Origin of the sequence: Lentzea sp., from assembly GCF_036380075.1 — a bacterium.
In the GTDB taxonomy this organism is placed as follows: Bacteria; Actinomycetota; Actinomycetes; order Mycobacteriales; family Pseudonocardiaceae; genus Lentzea.
On the sequence record NZ_DASVFL010000118.1, the window covers coordinates 1 to 18,590 of the forward strand.

18 protein-coding genes are annotated in these 18,590 nt (G+C 70.3%); 8 read left to right on the forward strand and 10 right to left on the reverse strand.

Translation table 11 applies throughout. The features are described 5' to 3' along the window. The 4 genes from VF330_RS15335 to VF330_RS15350 all read right to left on the reverse strand — a co-directional run. On the reverse strand, positions 1 to 207 hold a 207-nt coding region (locus tag VF330_RS15335; protein ID WP_330852260.1), incomplete at its 3' end, for a hypothetical protein. Between the two features lie 271 nt (positions 208 to 478). Then, the gene (locus VF330_RS15340) at positions 479 to 1,585 is read right to left on the reverse strand and encodes a DUF58 domain-containing protein (RefSeq protein ID WP_330852261.1); all 1,107 of its coding nucleotides are present in this window, start codon (positions 1,583 to 1,585) and stop codon (positions 479 to 481) included. Further along, the gene (locus tag VF330_RS15345) at positions 1,582 to 2,547 is read right to left on the reverse strand and encodes a MoxR family ATPase (protein WP_330852262.1); all 966 of its coding nucleotides are present in this window, start codon (positions 2,545 to 2,547) and stop codon (positions 1,582 to 1,584) included. The genes VF330_RS15340 and VF330_RS15345 overlap by 4 nt, the downstream gene beginning before the upstream one ends. Continuing rightward, entirely contained in the window at positions 2,544 to 4,712 is a 2,169-nt protein-coding gene (locus VF330_RS15350) for a hypothetical protein (protein ID WP_330852263.1), read from the reverse strand. The genes VF330_RS15345 and VF330_RS15350 overlap by 4 nt, the downstream gene beginning before the upstream one ends. A 247-nt stretch (positions 4,713 to 4,959) precedes the next feature. On the opposite strand from VF330_RS15350, the gene VF330_RS15355 reads away from it, so the two are divergent. Next, positions 4,960 to 5,604, forward strand: a complete 645-nt coding sequence (locus VF330_RS15355; protein WP_330852264.1) for a hypothetical protein — start codon at positions 4,960 to 4,962, stop codon at positions 5,602 to 5,604. A gap of 185 nt (positions 5,605 to 5,789) precedes the next feature. Here the strand turns inward: VF330_RS15355 and VF330_RS15360 are convergent, their stop codons facing one another. Beyond that, on the reverse strand, positions 5,790 to 6,461 hold the full coding sequence (locus tag VF330_RS15360; protein ID WP_330852265.1) for a fibronectin type III domain-containing protein: 672 nt from the start codon (positions 6,459 to 6,461) through the stop codon (positions 5,790 to 5,792). Further along, positions 6,458 to 7,060: a hypothetical protein gene (locus tag VF330_RS15365; RefSeq protein ID WP_330852266.1), complete on the reverse strand. Its 603-nt coding sequence runs from the start codon at positions 7,058 to 7,060 to the stop codon at positions 6,458 to 6,460. Before VF330_RS15365 ends, VF330_RS15360 begins: the two co-directional genes overlap by 4 nt. 80 nt (positions 7,061 to 7,140) lie before the next feature. On the opposite strand from VF330_RS15365, the gene VF330_RS15370 reads away from it, so the two are divergent. Beyond that, entirely contained in the window at positions 7,141 to 8,028 is an 888-nt protein-coding gene (locus tag VF330_RS15370) for a LysR family transcriptional regulator (RefSeq protein ID WP_330852267.1), read from the forward strand. On the opposite strand, the gene VF330_RS15375 is transcribed toward VF330_RS15370, so the two are convergent. Continuing rightward, complete coding sequence (locus VF330_RS15375; protein ID WP_330852268.1) at positions 7,931 to 8,794, reverse strand: EamA family transporter; 864 nt, start codon at positions 8,792 to 8,794, stop codon at positions 7,931 to 7,933. The two genes, VF330_RS15370 and VF330_RS15375, sit on opposite strands and share 98 nt — an antisense overlap. Before the next feature lie 93 nt (positions 8,795 to 8,887). Here VF330_RS15375 and VF330_RS15380 point away from each other — a divergent pair, with 93 nt between their 5' ends. Next, a complete protein-coding gene (locus VF330_RS15380; protein ID WP_330852269.1) occupies positions 8,888 to 9,796 on the forward strand; it encodes an RluA family pseudouridine synthase in 909 nt (302 codons plus the stop codon). On the opposite strand, the gene VF330_RS15385 is transcribed toward VF330_RS15380, so the two are convergent. After that, a complete protein-coding gene (locus VF330_RS15385; protein ID WP_330852271.1) occupies positions 9,791 to 10,684 on the reverse strand; it encodes a hypothetical protein in 894 nt (297 codons plus the stop codon). The genes VF330_RS15380 and VF330_RS15385 overlap by 6 nt on opposite strands. 10 nt (positions 10,685 to 10,694) lie before the next feature. Beyond that, positions 10,695 to 13,889 (reverse strand): GH92 family glycosyl hydrolase, encoded by a 3,195-nt coding sequence (locus tag VF330_RS15390; RefSeq protein WP_330852272.1) that lies wholly within the window; start codon positions 13,887 to 13,889, stop codon positions 10,695 to 10,697. A gap of 99 nt (positions 13,890 to 13,988) precedes the next feature. Between VF330_RS15390 and VF330_RS15395 the strand changes: the two genes are divergently transcribed. From VF330_RS15395 to VF330_RS15405, 3 genes are all read left to right on the forward strand, one after another. Beyond that, positions 13,989 to 14,375 (forward strand): VOC family protein, encoded by a 387-nt coding sequence (locus tag VF330_RS15395; RefSeq protein ID WP_330852273.1) that lies wholly within the window; start codon positions 13,989 to 13,991, stop codon positions 14,373 to 14,375. A gap of 376 nt (positions 14,376 to 14,751) precedes the next feature. Beyond that, positions 14,752 to 15,816 (forward strand): glycoside hydrolase family 19 protein, encoded by a 1,065-nt coding sequence (locus VF330_RS15400; protein ID WP_330852276.1) that lies wholly within the window; start codon positions 14,752 to 14,754, stop codon positions 15,814 to 15,816. 43 nt (positions 15,817 to 15,859) lie between these two features. After that, on the forward strand, positions 15,860 to 16,345 hold the full coding sequence (locus tag VF330_RS15405; RefSeq protein WP_330852274.1) for a DinB family protein: 486 nt from the start codon (positions 15,860 to 15,862) through the stop codon (positions 16,343 to 16,345). 6 nt (positions 16,346 to 16,351) lie between these two features. Here VF330_RS15405 and VF330_RS15410 read toward each other — a convergent pair whose 3' ends face one another. Beyond that, positions 16,352 to 16,597, reverse strand: a complete 246-nt coding sequence (locus VF330_RS15410; RefSeq protein WP_089919660.1) for a mycoredoxin — start codon at positions 16,595 to 16,597, stop codon at positions 16,352 to 16,354. A 320-nt stretch (positions 16,598 to 16,917) separates the two neighbouring features. Here VF330_RS15410 and VF330_RS15415 point away from each other — a divergent pair, with 320 nt between their 5' ends. Both VF330_RS15415 and VF330_RS15420 read left to right on the forward strand, forming a co-directional pair. After that, the gene (locus VF330_RS15415; protein WP_330852277.1) at positions 16,918 to 17,538 is read left to right on the forward strand and encodes a DUF4360 domain-containing protein; all 621 of its coding nucleotides are present in this window, start codon (positions 16,918 to 16,920) and stop codon (positions 17,536 to 17,538) included. A 59-nt stretch (positions 17,539 to 17,597) separates the two neighbouring features. Next, positions 17,598 to 18,239 carry a DUF4360 domain-containing protein gene (locus tag VF330_RS15420; RefSeq protein ID WP_330852275.1) on the forward strand — a complete coding sequence of 214 codons (642 nt, stop codon included), beginning with the start codon at positions 17,598 to 17,600 and terminating at the stop codon, positions 18,237 to 18,239. Positions 18,240 to 18,590 lie beyond the last annotated feature (351 nt).

Below are 18,590 nucleotides of genomic sequence, written 5' to 3' on the forward strand. Positions count from 1 at the left end.
GACGAGGAGGAGGGCGGAGACCCAGGCGTACTTCACCGGACCACCACCGGGTTCGAGGGCGTCGTGGAACGCGCGATGGGGCGTGCGATGGGACGTGTGGCGGCAGCGGCGGGCACCGGGCGTGGGCCGGTGGAACGCGCGGCGGTCGAGGCGGCCGGGGTGAGGCCGGGTGTCGCGACAGCCGGGCTGGTCGGCGCGAGCCGCCACCCCTCCGCCGCCAAACCGGTCAGGTTTCCGGCACCGCGCCCCGCGAGCACGGCCACGCCGTCCCGCACAGCCGCCGCCAACGCGGGTCCGTATCGCCGCACCAGCTCGTGCTGCCTCGCCGACCCGTGCCACCGCGCTGGCCCTTGCTGCCGCGCTGGGCCGTCCTGCCGCACCAGCCCGTGCTGTCGCGCCGGCCCGTCCTGTCGCGCCGGCCCGAGCCCCACTGCCCGCGCCCGGACCCGGGCCGGCCCGGCGCCGGACTGGCCGCGCCTCATCGGGCCACCACCGCGTTCCACGAGTCCACCAGGTCCCCGGCCCTCGCTCCGGTGATCACCAGCACCGAGCCCGCCGCCCCCACCGGGCGCTTCTCGTCCACCACCAGCATGGTGCCGAAGGCCGCCCGGCCCGCTTCCAGCACCAGGGCGGGGACCTGCCTGCCGCTGACCACGGCCACCACGTCCAGGTCGCGCACCGGGACGGTCGGGCGGCCGTCGGCGTCCTGGAGCTCCAGGTCGGCCAGTGCGGCGAGGATCGGGGCCGAGTCCTGGTACTCCTCGATGTCGGTGCTGCCGGACGACGTCAGCAGCCGCACCGGGTGGCCCTGGTCCAGGGCCGAGGTGACCAGGGACGCCGCCACCTCGACGGCCTCCTCAAAGCGCTGGGCCTCCGCGTAGGAGGAGGCGTTGTCGTCCAGCAGGACTGCCAGGTGCGGGCGGGCCGGGTCGGCGTCCTCCCGGATCATCAGCGTGCCGGTGCGGGCGGACGTGGCCCAGTGCAGGCGCCTCAGGTCGTCGCCCGGCACGTACTCGCGCAGGCCCACCAGGTCGGTGCCGCCGCGCTCCACCCGTTCGTCGGCGCCCACCTGACCCCGGCGGGCACCGGAGGGCAGGCCGCGGACCGGCAGGACGCGCGGGACGACGCGCACCTGCACGACCTCGCCGAGCACCGTGCGCGCCTGGGCGAGGCCCGCCAAGCCCTTGCGGCGCAACGTCAGCGGGCCCACGTCGAACACGCCCCGGCGTTCGGTCGGGATCGCGTAGTCGACCGCTTCCACCGTTCCCGGCTTCAGCAGCGGCACGTCCACGGTCATCGCCGAACCCGCCACCATGTCGACGGCGTCGAGCGCGACCGGCCAGCGGCCCACCGCGGACAGCTCCAGGCGGCCGCTGCACCGGGCCAGGCGCGGCACCGTGCGGGGCCGGACGGTGCGCGACACCGACAGCGGCGACGCGACCAGGACCGACACCGCGGAGGCGACCACCAGCGCGGTCAGGGCCAGGCCGAACGCCGCCACGCCCGCGTAGCGCCACCACAGGCCGACGCCGAGCATCAGCAGGCCCAGCACCGCCGTGCCGGTGCCGCGCACGGTGAGTCTCATTGCGCCGCGGGCTTGGGCACCGCCACGCGCGAGAGCACGTCGGCCAGCACCTCGGACGTCGTCACGCCCGCCAGCACGCTCTCCCGCGTCAGCACCAGCCGGTGGGCCAGCACGGGGTCCGCGATGTCCTGGACGTCCTGCGGCACCACGAAGTGCCGGCCCTTCGACGCCGCGTACACCTGGGCGCAGCGGACCAGCGTGCGCAGGCCACGCGTCGACGTGCCGAGGCGCAGCCGGTCGTCCGTGCGCGTGCCCGCGCCGAGAGACGAGATGTACTGCAGGATCGGGTCGGCGACGTGCAGCAGCTGCAGACGGCCGCTGAACGCGCTGACCTCGCGCGGTGACGTCACCGTGTGCACGTCGGCGATCCGGCCCGCGCCGCTGCCGGGGCGCAGCACGTCGAGCTCGTCCTCGACCGACGGGTAGCCGATGGAGGTGCGCAGCATGAACCGGTCGAGCTGCGCCTCGGGCAGCCGGTAGGTGCCGTCGAGGTCGATCGGGTTCTGCGTCGCCACCACGAGGAACGGGTCCGGCACCGCGTGCCCGACGCCGTCGATCGTGACGGTCCGCTCCTCCATGACCTCCAGCAGCGCGGACTGCGTCTTGGCCGCGGCGCGGTTGATCTCGTCGGCCAGCACGATGTTCGCGAACACCGGACCCGGCCGGAACCGGATCTGGCCCGTCTGCGGGTCGTAGACCGAGGTGCCCGTGACGTCGGACGGCAGCAGGTCCGGCGTGAACTGCACGCGCCGCGAGATGCCGCCCAGCGCGCCGGCCACCGCTCGCGCCAGCGTCGTCTTGCCCGTGCCGGGCACGTCCTCGAGCAGCACGTGGCCGCCCGCGAACATCGCCACCAGCACCAGGTCGACCACGTCGCGCTTGCCGCGCACCGCGGCCTCGACCGCGTCTCCGAGCCGCGTGTGCAGGTCGCGGAACGCGGAGACCTCACCGGTGTCGATCACTTCTCGTCTTCCTTCCGGACACCGACGCGCAGCAGGAACGCGCACGCCAGCAGACCCAGGCCACCCGCGCCCATCGGCGCGGTCCCCGCCCCGGCGGGCACCCGCTGCGGGATGCACGTCGGCTTGTTCGGCAGGCAGTTGTCGTAGGTGAACGTCGTGTTCCTGCCCGCGGAGTCGACCTGACCGCCGCCGTTCGCCGCGTAGGCGCGGACGACGATCGTGTTGACGCCCTCGTCGACATCGATCGTCGCCGTCGTCGAGTTGCACGCGATGCCGACCGAGAACCCGTACGTCGTGTTCACGACCTCGCAGCGCCCGTTGTGGCTCGCCCAGTCGGCGGGCGGGGCCATCGTCACCCGGCGCGTCGGCACCGTGCGGGCACCCGACAGGCCGGTGATCACCGCGGCGCCCGCGGTCGGCAACGACGGCGGAGGCGGCGGCTGGGTCGTCGTGGTCGTCGTCGGCGGCGGGGTGTACGGCGGAGTCGTCGTGGTCGTCGTCGGCGGCGGCGTGTTGGGCGGCGGGGTGTTCGGGGGCGGCGTGTTCGGCGCCGTCACGGTGAACGAGGCCATGCCCGCGGCACCGGCCTGCGTCGCCGTCGACGCGCGCACCGTCACGTCCAGCCTGCCGCTCGTGCAGAACGTCGTGCCCGCGCAGGGGATCGACAGGTCCGCCGAGGTGCCGGCCGACTGAGCCGAGACCGACCCGCCGGAGAACGAACCGGAGCCCGTCGCCGTGTAGCCCACGACCGGGTCCGCGGACGAGGCCGCGCTCCAGCTCACCGTCACGACCACCGCCGAGGAGGACCGCGACTTCTCCCGCACCGTCACGCCCGCGGGCGCGGCCGGAGCCGCACCGCCCGAGGAGGACGACGGGGGCGCGGACGACGGCGGAGGCGGCACCTCCGTGGTCGGGCCGTTGCCGTTGTTCCCGTTCCCGTTGCCGTTGCCGGGGTTGCGCGGCGGCTTCGTGGGCTCGTTCGGGTTCGGCGGCGGGGGCGGCGGCACCGAGGGCGGCGGCGAGCGGTCCGGGTCCTTGACCGGCAGCTCGGGGCTGCGGATCGTCAGCGACCGCGTCGCGCCGTCGGTGTCGACCAGTACGCCCGTCGACGAGCCCGGCACGTTCACGAACAACCGGCCGTCGTCGAACACCAGCTCGGGGTCGGACCCGCCGGACGTGCGCACGTCGTCGCCGCCGCGCTTGCCGCCGCGGTCGAGGACGATGACCTTGCCTGAACCCTTGCAGGGCACGTAGACCTTGTCGCGGAACACCGCGGGACGGCCCGGCTTCGGGCAGCCCAGGGCACCCACGTCGACGCGCTGCACCTGCCCGTCGACGACGAGCACGACCGCCGACGAGTCCGGCACGGACGCGGGCACGAGGTTCGTGGGCGCGGTCTGCGCGGCGATCACCTCGGCGTCGGTGCGGTCGGTAGACCGGGAGACGTCCTCGCCCGTGCCGTCGCGCACCACGACACCGCCGTCGAGGCCGATGAGCGTGACGCCCTGGTCGTGCGGCACGAGCACGGTGCGCGGCCCGGCGCCGGTGACCTGCCGCTGCGAGCGCTCCTGGAACCGCTCCTCGTCGTCGGACCAGTCGAGCGAGCGCAGCGTGCCGCCGTGGTCGACCAGCCACAGCACGCCGCGCTCGTCCACGACGGCGTCGGCGAGGGGCTGGCCCGCGTCCCACGTCTGCCCGACGTCGGCCAGCGTCAGCGGGTCTGCGGTGCGCACGGTGCCGGCGGCGCGGTCGACGACGAACACCATCCCGTTGGACACCAGCACCTTGCTCGCCGCACCGGGCGGGGCCTGGCGGCGGCCGGACGCGAGCAGCGTGGCGAGGTCGATGACGGTGATCTCGCCGGTGCGCCGGTTGAGGATGATCAGCCGGCCGTCCTCCTGCGCGATCTCGAGCTGCGAGTCGGGGCCGCTGATCTGCAGGCGCGTCTGCGGCTTGCCCGACACGGGGTTGACCTGCACGACCTCACCGCGCTGGTCGTCGCCCAGCCAGGTGAGCCCGTCCGACACCTCGACCGACGTCCGGGAGATGCCCTGCCCGAGCGCGGCGCCCGCGAGCACCAGCACCCCCAGCAGCGCCACGACGAAGCTCGCCGACTCCCGCCCTCCCCCGGAGATGACTCGTCCGATCCGGTGCCACCAAGACATGTCGCGCGCCCTCCCTCGCCCGCCGGGGATGCTAACCCCCTGCTCTGACAGGTTCGGACGGTGCACGGTTCCCGGATCGTCCGGTCAGCCGACTGGCCGACATCAACGAGGGTAATGACGAGGTCTGACAGTTCCGGAAAACGAATGGCTCTGCGCCGAACCGGGCAACCGGGTGAGCCGAACGGTTCACCGCCGACACGTCCCCGCTTGCTCCGCGCGACGGGCCGGACGTGAATAAAGTGGTCGTATGGAGATCCCCGGCATGGGACTGGCCAAGCAGGCGCTCGGCGCCGCCCTCGACACGACGGCCGCCGTCGCCGCGGTCCCGAGCCGCGTGCTGGACCTCATCGGCGAGGTCGAGCAGCTGGTCCGGAAGGTCAACGGCACGATCGACGCCGTCGACGGCGTCGTGCGCAAGGCCGACGAGCTCGTCGAGCGCACCGCGAACGTCGTCACGGACGCGGAGAAGGCCGTCGACGAGGTCCGCGCCATCACGGCGAGCGCCGGTGACATCACCGAACGCGCCGCCCAGGTCGTCGCGACGGCCGGCCACACCGCCGACACGGCCGACGAGCTGATCGGCATCTACGAGCCCATCGCCAAGCAGGCCCAGCCGCTCGCGAAGCGGTTCGTGGAGGAGCTCTCGCCGCAGGAGGTCGAGGCGGCGATCAAGCTCGTCGACGAGCTGCCGGTCCTCACCGAGCACCTGACCAGCGACATCCTGCCGATCCTCGCCACCCTCGACAAGGTCGGGCCCGAGGTGCACCAGCTGCTCGAGGTCACGAGCGACATGCGCCAGGCCATCCTCGGCATCCCCGGTTTCGGCTTCATGCGCCGCCGCGGCGAGAAGAAAGAGGAAGAAGAGGGTGTGAAGGAGCTCGAGAACGGGTAACCGGGCCGCCATGACGGCCCACGCGCGCGAGGATCAGCTCATCTGGTGGCTCCTCACCACCGTTTTCGGACTTCTGTCCGCGACGAACGCCGGTCTGGCGCTCACCGAGGACACCGCCTGGCCCTACGCGCTCGCGGCGGTGCTGCTCGCCGCGAGCGCGTGGTGTGCGAGACAGGCGTTCAGAGTCAGGCCTTCCCGGTCCTCTGGTGCGTCACGTTCGACGGTGACCCGAATCGAAAGGGTCGCACCCGATACCTCGCGGCTTTCTCGTCTGGGAGCGTGACCAGCCCGAACGAGACGACATCCGGGTCGAGCTGTGCGGCGACCCGCCAGTCGCGCGCACCCGCGGGCCTGAGCTCGACCAGGTAGCCCTCCTCGTCCGACGCGTGGTCCTCCCAGGTGAGGAGGACGCCGTTCGCGTGCCTCACCTCGACCCCGAACTCCCCCGGTGCCGCCTCGGCCGAGGCCACCGGGTGCGTTCCCCCGCCGCCCCGGCGAGGTTCCGCCCACTCGTGGCCGTCCGTCTCCGGAACCTCGTCGCCGGGTGGCAGCACGACGTCCACCTCGGCGGAGGCCGGCCCGCCGAACGGCCGGACCCGGTAGTAGAACGCCGTCTCCGGGATCAGGTCCGGGTGCCGGTAGGAGTCCGTGCCGGACGGGGCGAACTCCAGCACCACGTAGTCGCCGTCGGCCGCGTTCGCGTACTCGACGACCTGCCCGGCCGCCCCCGCCTCCGGACGCCAGTGCAGCGTCACGTCGATCGGCGAGGTCAGCTCGGACGTCAGCGCGGGGTCCCGCTGTTCCTGGCCGCAGGCAGCCAGGAACAGCAGTCCCACCAGGACGACGCGCCGGATCACTTGCGCCAGAACTTGATGCCGCTCCAGACGACCGTGGCCGGTCCCTGGCCGCTCGACGTGCGGTACGCGCCGAACTTGTCGTAGAAGCTCGACCCGTCGGTCGCGTACTTGTGCTTCTGCGAGCCGTTGATGTACGTGCGGATCTCGGTGGCCGTGTTGTGCACGGTGTTGACGCGCACGGTCGTGCCCACGGTCGCCCCGGTCGCGACGGTCGTGCCGCCGTGGACGGCGTAGAGCCGGCCACCGCGCTCCACCGCGAGCATGTAGAACGGCCCGGTGTCGGGCGACTCCCGGAACGTCTGTTTGAGACTGACGCGGGTGCCGCCGAGGCTCGTGATCCGGAAGCTGCCCTCGAACTGCCGCGTGCCGCCCGAGTAGGTGGCGTAGCGGCGTTCGGCGCGCTGGTCCCCGTCCGCGGTGGAACAGGTGAGCTGGAACGTCAGGCCGTTCACCGTGCCGCAGCCGCGTTCCTGCACCGTGAACGACGGCGAGTAGGCGGTCCACGGACCGGTCTCGACCTGGGCCTGCGCCGGAGTTCCCGACACGAGCAGTCCGGCTGCCGCCGCGATCCCCGCCACCGTGCGGAGTCGTGTGGACATACCGACACCTCCTCAAGACGTGCTGAGGACAGCACGTTTTCTCAGGGGGCGGTGACGGCAGCGTAGCCGATAATGATCGGATGTTCGACCTCCACCGCCTGCGGCTGCTGCGCGAGCTCTCCCGACGGGGCACGCTCGCGGCGGTCGCGCAGGCGTTGAACTACAGCCCGTCGTCGGTGTCGCAGCAGCTGTCGTTGCTGGAGAACGAGGTCGGCGTGCCGCTGCTGGAACCGGTCGGCCGGCGCGTGAAGCTCACGCCGCAGGCCGAGATCCTGGTGCGGCACACCGAGGAGGTGCTCGCGCGGCTGGACCAGGCCGAGTCGGAGATCGCGGCGTCGTTGCACGAGATCACCGGCACGCTGCGGGTCGCGACGTTCCAGACGGCGGCGCTGGCGCTCATCCCGGCGACGCTCGCGCACATGCGCGACGAGCACCCGGCGCTGCGGATCGAGTTCCAGGTCCTGGACCCCGCGGAAGCGCTCTCCGCCCTGAACGCCAGGGACTTCGACCTAGTCTTCGCCGAGGAGTGGCCCGACCAGCCGGAGGCGCGGTTCAGCGGTCTGGACTACCGGGAGCTGCACCGGGACCCGATCCGGCTGGCCGTGCCGCGTGGACTGCCGGTGGACGAGATCGGCTCCCACCCGTGGATCATGGAACCGGCCGGCTTCCCGCAGCGGACGTTCAACGTGAACTGGTGCCGCCACAACGGGTTCGAGCCGGACGTGCGCTTCTCGTCGGTCGACGTGCTGGTGAAGCTGCGGTTCGTGGAACGCGACCTCGCGGTGGCGTTGCTGCCCGACCTGGTCTGGTACGACCGCGAGATCACCGTCGACCTGCACGAGCTGCCGGTGCCGATGTCTCGGCTGCTGTTCACTGCGGCACGGGCAGGACGAGGTCAGCATCCCGCGGTGCGGGCGTTTCGCGAGGCGCTGGCGCTCTCCGTAGCGCCGCTCCTACCCCGGCGGTGATCACCAGCGCCATGCCGCACAACGAGACCACGCCCAGGTGCTGGTCCAGCAGGACCGCTCCCGCCAGCGCCGCCGCGGCGGGTTCCAGGGCGAGCACGACGCCGAACGTGCTGGGCTGCAACGTCTTCAGCGCCCTGATCTCCAGCGTGTAGGGGATCGCGGACGCGAGCAGCGCCACGAGCGTGCCGAGCAGCAGCACCTTCGGCTCGAACAACGCGGTACCGGCCGTCGACAGCCCGTACGGCAGCGTGAGCGCCGCCGAGATCAGGCTCGCCCCGGCCAGCCCTCCGGTGCCGAGACCGGCCGTCGCGAGCTCGCGCCCGGCGAGGATGTAGCAGGCCCAGAACACGGCCGCGATCAACGCGAGCGCGACGCCGACCAGGTCGAGCTCCGCACCCGTGTACTCGCGGACGCCGAGGACGACGACACCGGCGAGCGCCAGCCCGACCCAGACGAAGTCCCGCTTCCTCCTGCTCAGCACCGCGGCCAGCCCGAGAGGCCCGAGGAACTCGATCGTCACGGCCACGCCGAGCGGGATGCGGTCCAGCGCGAGGTAGAACGTGCCGTTCATGCCGGCCATGGTCATCCCGAGCACGACCGTCTCCTGCCGGAACTTCGGCCGCACGACCACGGCGAGCAGCAGCGCCGCGATGCCGAGCCGCAGCGCCGTCGCGCCGGGGGCGCCGACCTGGCCGAAGAGCTGGTTGGCGAAGGCCGCGCCGAACTGGAGCGAGACGACCGAGCCGAGGACGAGGAGGACCGACATGCGTCCAGCGTCGCCGACCCGTTCTCTTCGGTACAGCGAATGTTTTCGAGCGATGTCGTTCGGATTTGCCGACCATTTAGACTGATCGGTGCGATGAGACGCAAACCCTCCTCCCCCCTCCCCCAGCGGCACGGCCTGGACGCGGCCCGGTTGAAGCTGCCGCCGCAGGGCCCGTGGCTGCTGCTGCGCGACCACCTCGCCGAACGCCTGCCGCGGGTGGCGTCGGAGCGCATCGCGGAGATGCTGCGCGAGGAACGGATCTGGAGCGTCTCCGGACCGCTGGGGATCGACGCGCCGTTCGTGCCGGACTCCTACATCTGGTTCCACCGCGACCTGCCCGTCGAGGTGCCCGTCCCGTTCGAGGTCGGGGTGGTGCACCGGGACGACGACATCGTGGTCGCCGACAAGCCGCACTTCCTGGCGACGATCCCGCGCGGTCAGCACGTCATGCAGACGGCGCTGGTGAAGCTGCGCGACTCGCTGGGTCTGCCCGACCTCTCCCCCGCGCACCGGCTGGACCGCGTCACCGCCGGTCTCGTGCTGTTCGTGGTGCGCCGGGAGCTGCGCGGCAAGTACCAGACGATGTTCCGCGACCGGGTGGTGTCCAAGGAGTACGAGGCGATCGCGCCCCACGACCCGTCGCTGGAACTGCCGCGCGTGGTGCGGTCGCGGATCGTCAAGGAACGCGGCATCATCACGGCGTTCGAGGTCGACGGCGAGCCGAACGCCGAGACGCACGTGTCGCTCGTCGAACACCGCGGCGGACTGGGCCGGTACCGCCTCAAGCCGGTGACGGGCCGCACCCACCAGCTGCGCCTGCACATGTCCGGCCTCGGCGTGCCGATCCTGAACGACGACTTCTACCCGGTGCTGCGGGAACGCCCGCTCGACGACTTCTCGGCCCCGTTGCAGCTGCTGGCCCGCACGCTGTCCTTCGTCGACCCGGTATCGGGCGCCGAGCGGTCGTTCACCTCGCGGCTGTCGTTGTCCGCCTGGTCATGACACGTGCGTGCGGACGGTCCCGATCGGCCGCGGCTCCCAGATCAGGTTCATGCGGTCGAGCAGACGTCGCGCGAGCGCGCTCGTCCGCGGGTGCGTCTCGGTGAACGTCGCCACGACCCGCGTGCGGTACATCAGCCGGCCGCGCGCCGTGGTGCTGTACCAGGTCCAGTCCTCGTCGACGACCCTGGCGAGGTGGTCTCGGCCGTCCCGGTCGGCCCGCTGCACCAGCGCGTCGCCCTGCACCAGCCACCGCACGCAGGCGTCCTCCAGCCCCGCCGAGCACCCGCGTTCCTCGAAGTAGGCCTGCTCGGCGGCCTCGCGCAGCTCGCGAGGCGTCTCCGTGACGGCGGCGCAGGTCGGGAAGCCGATGCGGAGGTAGACGAGCTCGGTGAGCCCGTCGCCGAGGCAGGCGCCCTCGAGGTCGACGAACCGCGCGCCCCGCTCGGTGTACAGGTCGTTGCCGGGGCACGGGTCGCCGTGCAGGAGGTCGAACCCGCCGGTGTCCTCGAACGCCAGCTCGTCCTCGGCGCCGCCGATCTCGACGTCGAGCGCCCGCGCGAACCTCAGGAACGGCGTGGGGTCGGGGACCTCCTGCCGCGGCAGCAGTCCCGCGTGCTCGGGTCCGGTCGCCGCGTGCAGGCGGGCCAGGCCGCGGGCGTAGTCGACGACCCAGTCCTCGCGCGGCGGGTCGGACCGGAGCCGTTCGAGGACCACGGTCCGCGCGTCCTCGTCGACGTCGAGGACGCGCGGCACCACGCCGGTGTGCGCGGCCAGCCGCAGCGCGGTGACCTCGCGGGTGAAGGCGGCCGCATCGCCGATGACCTGCTTGACGATGCGGTCGCCGTCAGCCCACACCCGCGACCTCTGGCTGCTCCCGAGGAGTTCCACTCCTCCAGTGTCAGGCCAGCGTCAGCGCGTACAGCTCCACACGCGGGTCGTTCGGCAGCGTCACGGACCTGACCGTCTTGGTCGCGTCCAGGCGCAACGACTGCCCGAACAGCCGCACCGGCGGTCCGTCGACGCCCTGCCCCGCCTTGATACGGTGCGGCATCTCCAGCACGGCCGGGCCACCACCCGCCCAGTCCGGCACGGTGGCGGCGACCTCGGCCGAGGTGCCGTCGGTGTACCAGACGGTGAAGGCGGTCGACACCGGGCCGTTGTGCGACGAGCCTACGACGTGCAGCCACGAGAACTGGCCGGGCGGCAGCAACATGCCCTGGCCGCGCGCCTCCACGAAGTTCGGCGCCGTGCCGGTCGGGTCAGGGGCCTGGTAGGTGATGCCGCCCCACGTCACGGGACCCTTGGGCGGCAGCAGCGCGGCGTCGTAGCTCCAGCCGCCGCCGTCGAAGTCGCCGGACGCGGAGTCCGCGACCGTGGCCGTGCCGTCGTGGTTGAGCTCCGGCGTCACGTCCACCGAACACGTCGAGAACGCGCACAGCGCGGCAGGTTTCACCTCGACCACCGCCTTCAGGGCGACCTGGTCGGCCTGCACGGAGATCTCGTACGAGCCCGGCGCCACACCCGCGGGCACCGACACCGTCAGCGGCACGGTCTTCTGCGTCGGCAGGTTCCGCGACACGATGGTGATCGGCTTGGCACCGCTCACCTTCCACCCGGCGGGCGCGGTCACCTGAGGCCGCACCGTCGTCGCGCCCGGCGACTGCGCCAGCACGTCGAGCTGCAACGTCAGCGACTGCGCGGTGTCGGAGGTCGGCACCACGATCTCGGAGTTGCGCAGCGAGGCCGAGACCGCGCGGCGCGAGTCGGCGTTGCCGTCGTTGAGCGACGGCGGCTCGTCCGACCGGCCGGTGCCCCACGACGACGGCTTCGACGACACCTCGTGCGTGAGCTTCCCGCCGCGCTGCAACGACGTCCACGTCAGGTACGTCTTGCGGACGTCACGGCCGCCGAAGGACACGTTCTTGATGTACCGGTTGGTGTCCGACACGCCCTTCGCCGACACGGTCAACGTGCCGCCCTGCGAGCCGTACTGTCCGATGCGGACGGTCGCGGACTCGAACTGCGGCGACGACAGCGCGAGGAAGTCCGCGCCGTTGAACGTCGGGTAGAGACCCAGCGACGAGAAGACGTACCAGGCCGACATCGTGCCCAGGTCGTCGTTGCCGGTCATGCCGTCCGGCCCGGTGGTGAACAACGTCATCGCCGCCCGCACGACCGTCGCGGTCTTCGACGGCGTGCCCGCCCACAGGTACATGTACGGCGCGAGCAGGTCGGGCTCGTTGTTCGGGTTGTAGGTCGGCTTGCCGTAGTAGTCGTACGGCTCGGTGATCCAGTCCTGCCGCGCGGTGCCGGCGGGGTCGACGAGCAGCTTGTCGTAGGCGAAGAACGAGTCGAGGCGCTTCTCGGTCTCCTTGCGGCCGCCCATCAGCGAGACCAGCCCGGCCGGGTCCTGCGGGACGAGCCACTGGTACTGGTAGGCGCCGCCCTCGTGGAACTGGTGCGAGGCGTCGACCGGGTTGTACGGCGTCAGCCAGGTGCCGGCGGGCGTGCGCGGCCGGAACTGGCCGATCGAGGAGTCCCACAGGTTGCGGTACCACTGGCCGCGGTCGGCGAACATCCGCGCGTCCGCCTTCTTGCCCAGACCCTTGGCCATCAACGCGAGCGACGCGTCGGCGGCCGAGTACTCCAGCGTGGCGGAGGCGGGGTGCACGCAGTCGTTGTCGCCGCCCTTGTGCGCGCAGTCCTTGCCCAGCTCCAGACCCGACGGGATGTAGCCGCGGTCCTGGTAGTAGGTGACACCGGACCGCCCGTTGTACGGCGAGTCGGCGGGAGGCAGCGACGTCGCGTTGGTGCGCAGCAGCTGGTAGGTCTCCTCCTCGTACCCCTTCAGCAGCCCCTTGGACCAGGCCTCGACGAGGAACGGCGTCACCGGGTCACCGGTCATGATGTTGGTCTCGGAGGACGCCAGCGCCCAGCGCGGCAACCACCCGCCGTCCCGCCCACTGGCCACAACGGACAGTGCGACGTCCCGCGCGACCTTGGGCTCCAGGATCTGCAACAGCTGGTTCTGCGGCCGGTAGGTGTCCCAGAGCGAGAAGTTCTGGTACGGCGTGTACCCCGAGGCCGTGCGCACCTGGTTGTCGAAGCCCATGTACCTGCCGTCGACGTCACCGGCGAGGTTCGGGTGCATCACCGAGTGGTAGAGCGCGGTGTAGAACGCGACCTGCCGGTCCCGCGGCCCACCGGAGACCTTGACGGCGTCGAGCTGCTTCTTCCACACGTCCTTCGCGGCCTTGGTCACCGAGTCGAAGTCGTAGGAGGGAGCCTCCGCCGCGAGGTTCTTCCGCGCACCCTCGAGCCCGGTGTAGGACAACCCGACCTTCAGCACCACGTCCCGGTCGGCGGACGCGTCGAACGTGACCCAGGCACCGTTCCCCCCGGTCCCGGCCGCATCCCTGCCGCCGGGACTGAGAGCGCTCCCCCGCCACGACCCGAACGACGCGAACGGCCGGTCGAACGACGCCGTGAAGTACACGGTGTGCTCGTCCTTGCCGGCGCAGAACCGCCCGTTGCGCACCCGGCCCTCGATGGTCCGGTCACCGACGACGTGGATCTCCGAGTCCAGCACCGTCTGGTTGGACCGCCCGGTGTTGAACAGCACGTTGGCCGCCGAGGACGACGGGAACGTGTACCGCTGCCACCCGGTCCGTGGCGTGGCCGTGAGCTCGGCGTTCACCCCGTACTTCGACAGCCCGACCCGGTAGTAGCCGGGCTGCGCGGTCTCGTCCGAATGGCTGAACCCGGACTTGTAGGCGTTGATGTCAACGTTGTCAACGGACCCGACCGTCGGCATGACGGGCAGCTCGCCCATGACGCCGCACCCGACGCCCGACAGGTGCGTCTGCGAGAACCCGTAGATGGAGTCGGCCTTGTAGTCGTACCCGCCCTGACCTCCCGTATCAGGGCTGACCTGCACCATCCCGAACGGCACCGAGGCACCGGGAAAGGTGTTGCCGAAGTTCTGCGTCCCCACGAAGGGGTTCACCAGGGACGAGGGATCTTCGTCCGCCTGAGCCGCCTGAGCAGGAACTGTCAACCCGAGTAACAGTCCGACTACAACCAGTGTCCGCATAGGGGGCAGTATTACCGGGAACAGGCCCGCCACGACACCCCTCAGCCGCAGGTAGGCGACTACACGACACGAGCTTGTCCACCGGAGTAAGCAGTAGACATGCCCGTACAGCTCAACCACACGATCGTCCACGCCACCGACCAAGCCCGCTCAGCCCGCTTCCTGACCGACCTCCTGGGCCTGCCGGAAGCAGTCCGCTTCGGCCCGTTCCTGGTGGTCGAGGTCGCGAACGGCGTCTCCCTCGACTACGCGACCGTGAGCGGCCCCATCACCGGCCAGCACTACGCATTCCTGGTGACCGAGGAGGAGTTCGACCAGATCTTCGCCCGAATCCAGGAGTGCGACCTCGACTACTGGGCAGACCCGTACAAGTCGCAGCCCCGACAGATCAACACCCACGACGGCGGCCGAGGCGTCTACTGGAACGATCCCGACGGCCACGCGCTGGAAATCATCACGCGCCCTTACGGCTCCGGCGCCAAATAGCCGAAGCCGAAGGCGAGCCGCCGCGAAGCCGAAGGCGAGCAGTCTTGGCTTTTGCTTTGGTCTTGGCTTTTCGCCCTTGGCTTTTTCCATGCCCGGCGGGTGGGGTCGCGCCCAACGCACGCAACAGCAAGCCGCCCAACGAAACAGGCGTGCCATCTACCTACGTGCGGCGCCGGCCCGGTCCTTGATCAGTCGGCGGGGTCCGGGGCGGAGCCACGCGCAGTGAACAGGGGCATGAGAGCGCGACCACCACCCACACCGCCGACCTGACAAACAGGTCTAGACCCTTGACTGGTCTGGACCACTGATGCCAATCTCAGCACTGTTCACATCCTCAGATTCCTAGGATGCAACAAGACTCCAGGAGTGGGTGACCTTGCTGAAAAAACGCATCTTGGCGTCTCTCGCGGCAGGGGTGGTGGCGGCTTCGCTGGCCGTCATCGCGCCGACCGCGTCCTCGCAAGCAGAAGTGTCCGCGCAGGCCTGCACCTTCACGGACTGGGTCCAGGGTCAGTGGTACACCACCGGCTCGATCGTGAGATTCGAAGGCAACTACTACATCGCGGAGCACGACAACCCGGGCTACAGCCCGACCGTCTCCACGTGGTACTGGGAGCCGACGAACTGCGGTGGCGGCGGTGAGACCGGTGGTGGCACCTGCTCCAGCGCCACCGACTGGGTCGCGGGCCGTCAGTACTACACCGGCAACATCGTGCGCTACAACGGTTCCTACTACATCGCCGAGCACGACAACCCCGGTTACGACCCGACGATCTCGACGTGGTTCTGGGAGCCGCACAACTGCGGCGGGGGCAACCCCGGCAACGGCAGCTTCCCGATCAGCGAGTCGCAGTTCAACAGCCTGTTCTCGGGCCGCAACAGCTTCTACACCTACCAGGGCTTCGTCGACGCGGCACGCACCATCCCCGCGTTCGGCACGACCGGCAGCGACACGGTGAAGAAGCAGGAGGTCGCGGCGTTCCTCGCGAACACCGCGCACGAGACCGGCAACTTCGTCTACATCGAAGAGATCAACAAGAACAACGACCTCTGCGACGAGAGCCAGCCCTACGGCTGCCCGGCCGGTACCTACGCCTACTACGGCCGCGGTCCGATCCAGCTGTCGTGGAACTTCAACTACAAGGCCGCCGGTGACTACCTGGGCCTGAACCTGCTGCAGAACCCGTACCAGGTGGCGCAGAACTCCACGACCGCGTGGCGTACGGCGATCTGGTACTGGATGACGCAGCGCGGGCCGGGCAGCATGACGGCGCACGACGCGATGGTCAACAGCGCCGGTTTCGGCCAGACCATCCGCAGCATCAACGGTTCCCTGGAGTGCGACGGCCGCAACCCGGCGCAGGTCCAGAGCCGCGTCTCGAACTACCAGCGGATCACCGGCACCATCGGTGTGACGCCGGGCGGCAACCTCTCCTGCTAGCCGCCCTGCCGGGACTCGAGCACCGCTGGTTTCAATCAGGACCATGGAGCTCGACGACCTGCTGCACGAACTGAACGATCAGCGCGACACGTTCCGCGTCACCGTGCGGGGTCTCACTCCCGCTGACGCGGTGAAGCGCACGACCGTCAGCGAGCTCACGCTGGGTGGGCTGGTCAAGCACCTCACCCTGTGCGAGCGCGGCTGGACCCACGTGCTGACCGAGCGGCCGGGCCGTCCGCAGGGATGGCTCGACGGCCGGCAGTACGTGTGGTCCGGCGACGACGTCGGGCAGCTGCTCGGCTCTTACGACGAAGCGGTGCGCGCGACCGACGAGGCCGTGCGCACCGCTTCGCTCGATTCATTGGTGGCGCTGCCGTCCGCGCCGTGGGACACCGATCCGGAACCCATGTCGATCCGGCGGATCGTGCTCCACCTGATCCGGGAGACCGCGCAGCACGCCGGTCACGCCGACATCATCCGCGAGTCGCTCGACGGTCAGTCGACCACGGCGACCCTGTACGAGTTCTGACGCGACTCAGGCCGCGAGCTGCTCCTTCACCTGCGCCAGCGACGGGTTGGTGAGCGCCGCGCCGTTCGGGAAGTGGACCGTGGGCACCGTGCGGTTGCCGCCGTTCACGCTCATCACGAAGTCCGCCGCGCCGGGCGTCTCCTCGATGTTGATCTCGACGTACTCGATGCCCTCGCGGTCGAGCGAGCTCTTCAGGATCCGGCAGTAGCCGCACCACGAGGTCGAGTAGACGGTCAGCTGGTCGGGAGCCATCAGGCGCTCTCCTCGTCGAGTCAGGGCGAAGTCACCAGTGTCAACGCCCGGCCGGCGGCGGTTCTTCCCAGGGTGCCGGTGTGCCGCGGGCCACGGGACCCGCGCCGATCGTCAGACAATCGTCAGGTCAATTCTTCGCGCCGTGGGTGAGCATGGTTCGCGCGCGCTCAGAATGTTCTGGCGCGCAATTCGTCGTGCATTCCACCGGACACTACCGACTATTTCAGTCACCCAATCGGCGGCCCGTCACCACGGAGGGTTTCCGATATCGTCTGAATTCCGCCGCCGCGACCGAGCTGAACAGAACAGAAAGGCTGGTCATGTTGGAAAAGGTGGCGGCAGCTGCCCTCGCGCTGTCCGCGGTCCTGACCGCGCCCGCCCAGGCGGCCGCTGATGTCCCCGACTTCGTGACGATCGACGTCGTCACCGTGAACGGTTCCGGCTGTCCCGCCGGCACCGCGGCGGTCGCGCCCGCCGACGACCGCACGGCGTTCACGGTGACCTACAGCGAGTACCTCGCCCAGGCAGGACAGGGTTCGGCACCGACAGACTTCCGCAAGAACTGCCAGCTCAACATCAGAGTCACCTACCCGCAGGGCTTCACGTTCGGCATCGCACAGGCCGACTACCGCGGCTTCGCCAACCTCCAGACGGGAGCGACCGGAACGGAAAAGGGCAACTACTACTTCCAGGGCATGTCGCAGAGCGCGAGCCGCACCCACAACTTCGCCGGCCCGAAGAGCGACAACTGGCAGGCGACCGACCGCGCCACGGTGTCGGAAATCATCTACGCGCCGTGCGGGGAAATCCGGCACCTGAACATCAACACCGAACTGCGCGTGAACGCGGGAACGACGTCGAAGCTGAACAGCTTCATGACGATGGATTCCACGGACAGCAGCGTGAGCACGAAGTACCAGTTCTCCTGGAAGCGCTGCTGACGCACCAGGCACCCCTGCCGCCGCCGTTCGTCGTTGAACCCCAGTCGGAAAGGTGCCCCATGCTCACCACCCTGGCCGCGGCCGCGCTCGCGATGTCGACGATCATCATCCCGCCGGGCGGTGCCCCGAACGACACGCCCCCGCCGGACCACATCACCATCGACGTCGTGACGATCAACGGCTCCGGCTGCCGCGCGGGCACGGCCGCCGTCGCCGTGAGCCCGGACAACAAGGCGTTCACCGTCACCTACAGCGAGTTCATGGCGCAGGTCGGCCCCCAGGCCCTGCCCACCGACTTCCGCAAGAACTGCCAGCTGAACCTCCGCGTCAACGTGCCGTCCGGCTTCACCTACGGCATCTCGTCGACCGACTACCGCGGCTTCGCGCACCTGGAACGCGGCGCCACGGCCCTGGAGAAGGCGAACTACTACTTCCAGGGCATGTCGCAGACGGAGTACAAGCAGCACAACTACAAGGGCCCGCTCAGCGACGACTGGCAGGCGACCGACACCACGGACGTGGCCGCGATCGTCTACCACCCGTGCGGCGAGAAGCGGAACTTCAACATCAACACCGAACTCCGGGTCAGCGCGGGCACGTCGGACCCGAAGAAGGTGACCAGCTTCATCGCGATGGACTCGACGGACGGGTCGATCGAGACGACGTACCACTTCGCGTGGAAGGTGTGTCCGCCCAGGTAGAGCAGAACATCAGGCCACTCGTCCAGGTGCCGGGCATTCCGCTCACGGGGTGCCCGGCACGCCCTCGCGCAAGCCGCGAGAAAGGCCTCCGCGATGCCGAAGGCGAGCCGACTCAACCACCGCACTTCCAAGCGACGCCGAAGGCGAGCCGTCAACCCTGACGCCGACTAGAGCCGGTGAACCCACCCGTGTTTTGGCGATTGGGGCTTGACTTTGGGTGCGAGGTGCTACCACTAGTGGCTCGGCCGGTCGCGAAGCTACCGGCCTTTTCCGGCCGACCCAGCGCCTCGCAAGGGCCCCGAAGTCAAGCCCCAATCGCGGATCGTCGCGCAGCGGCGATGAACCCCAGTC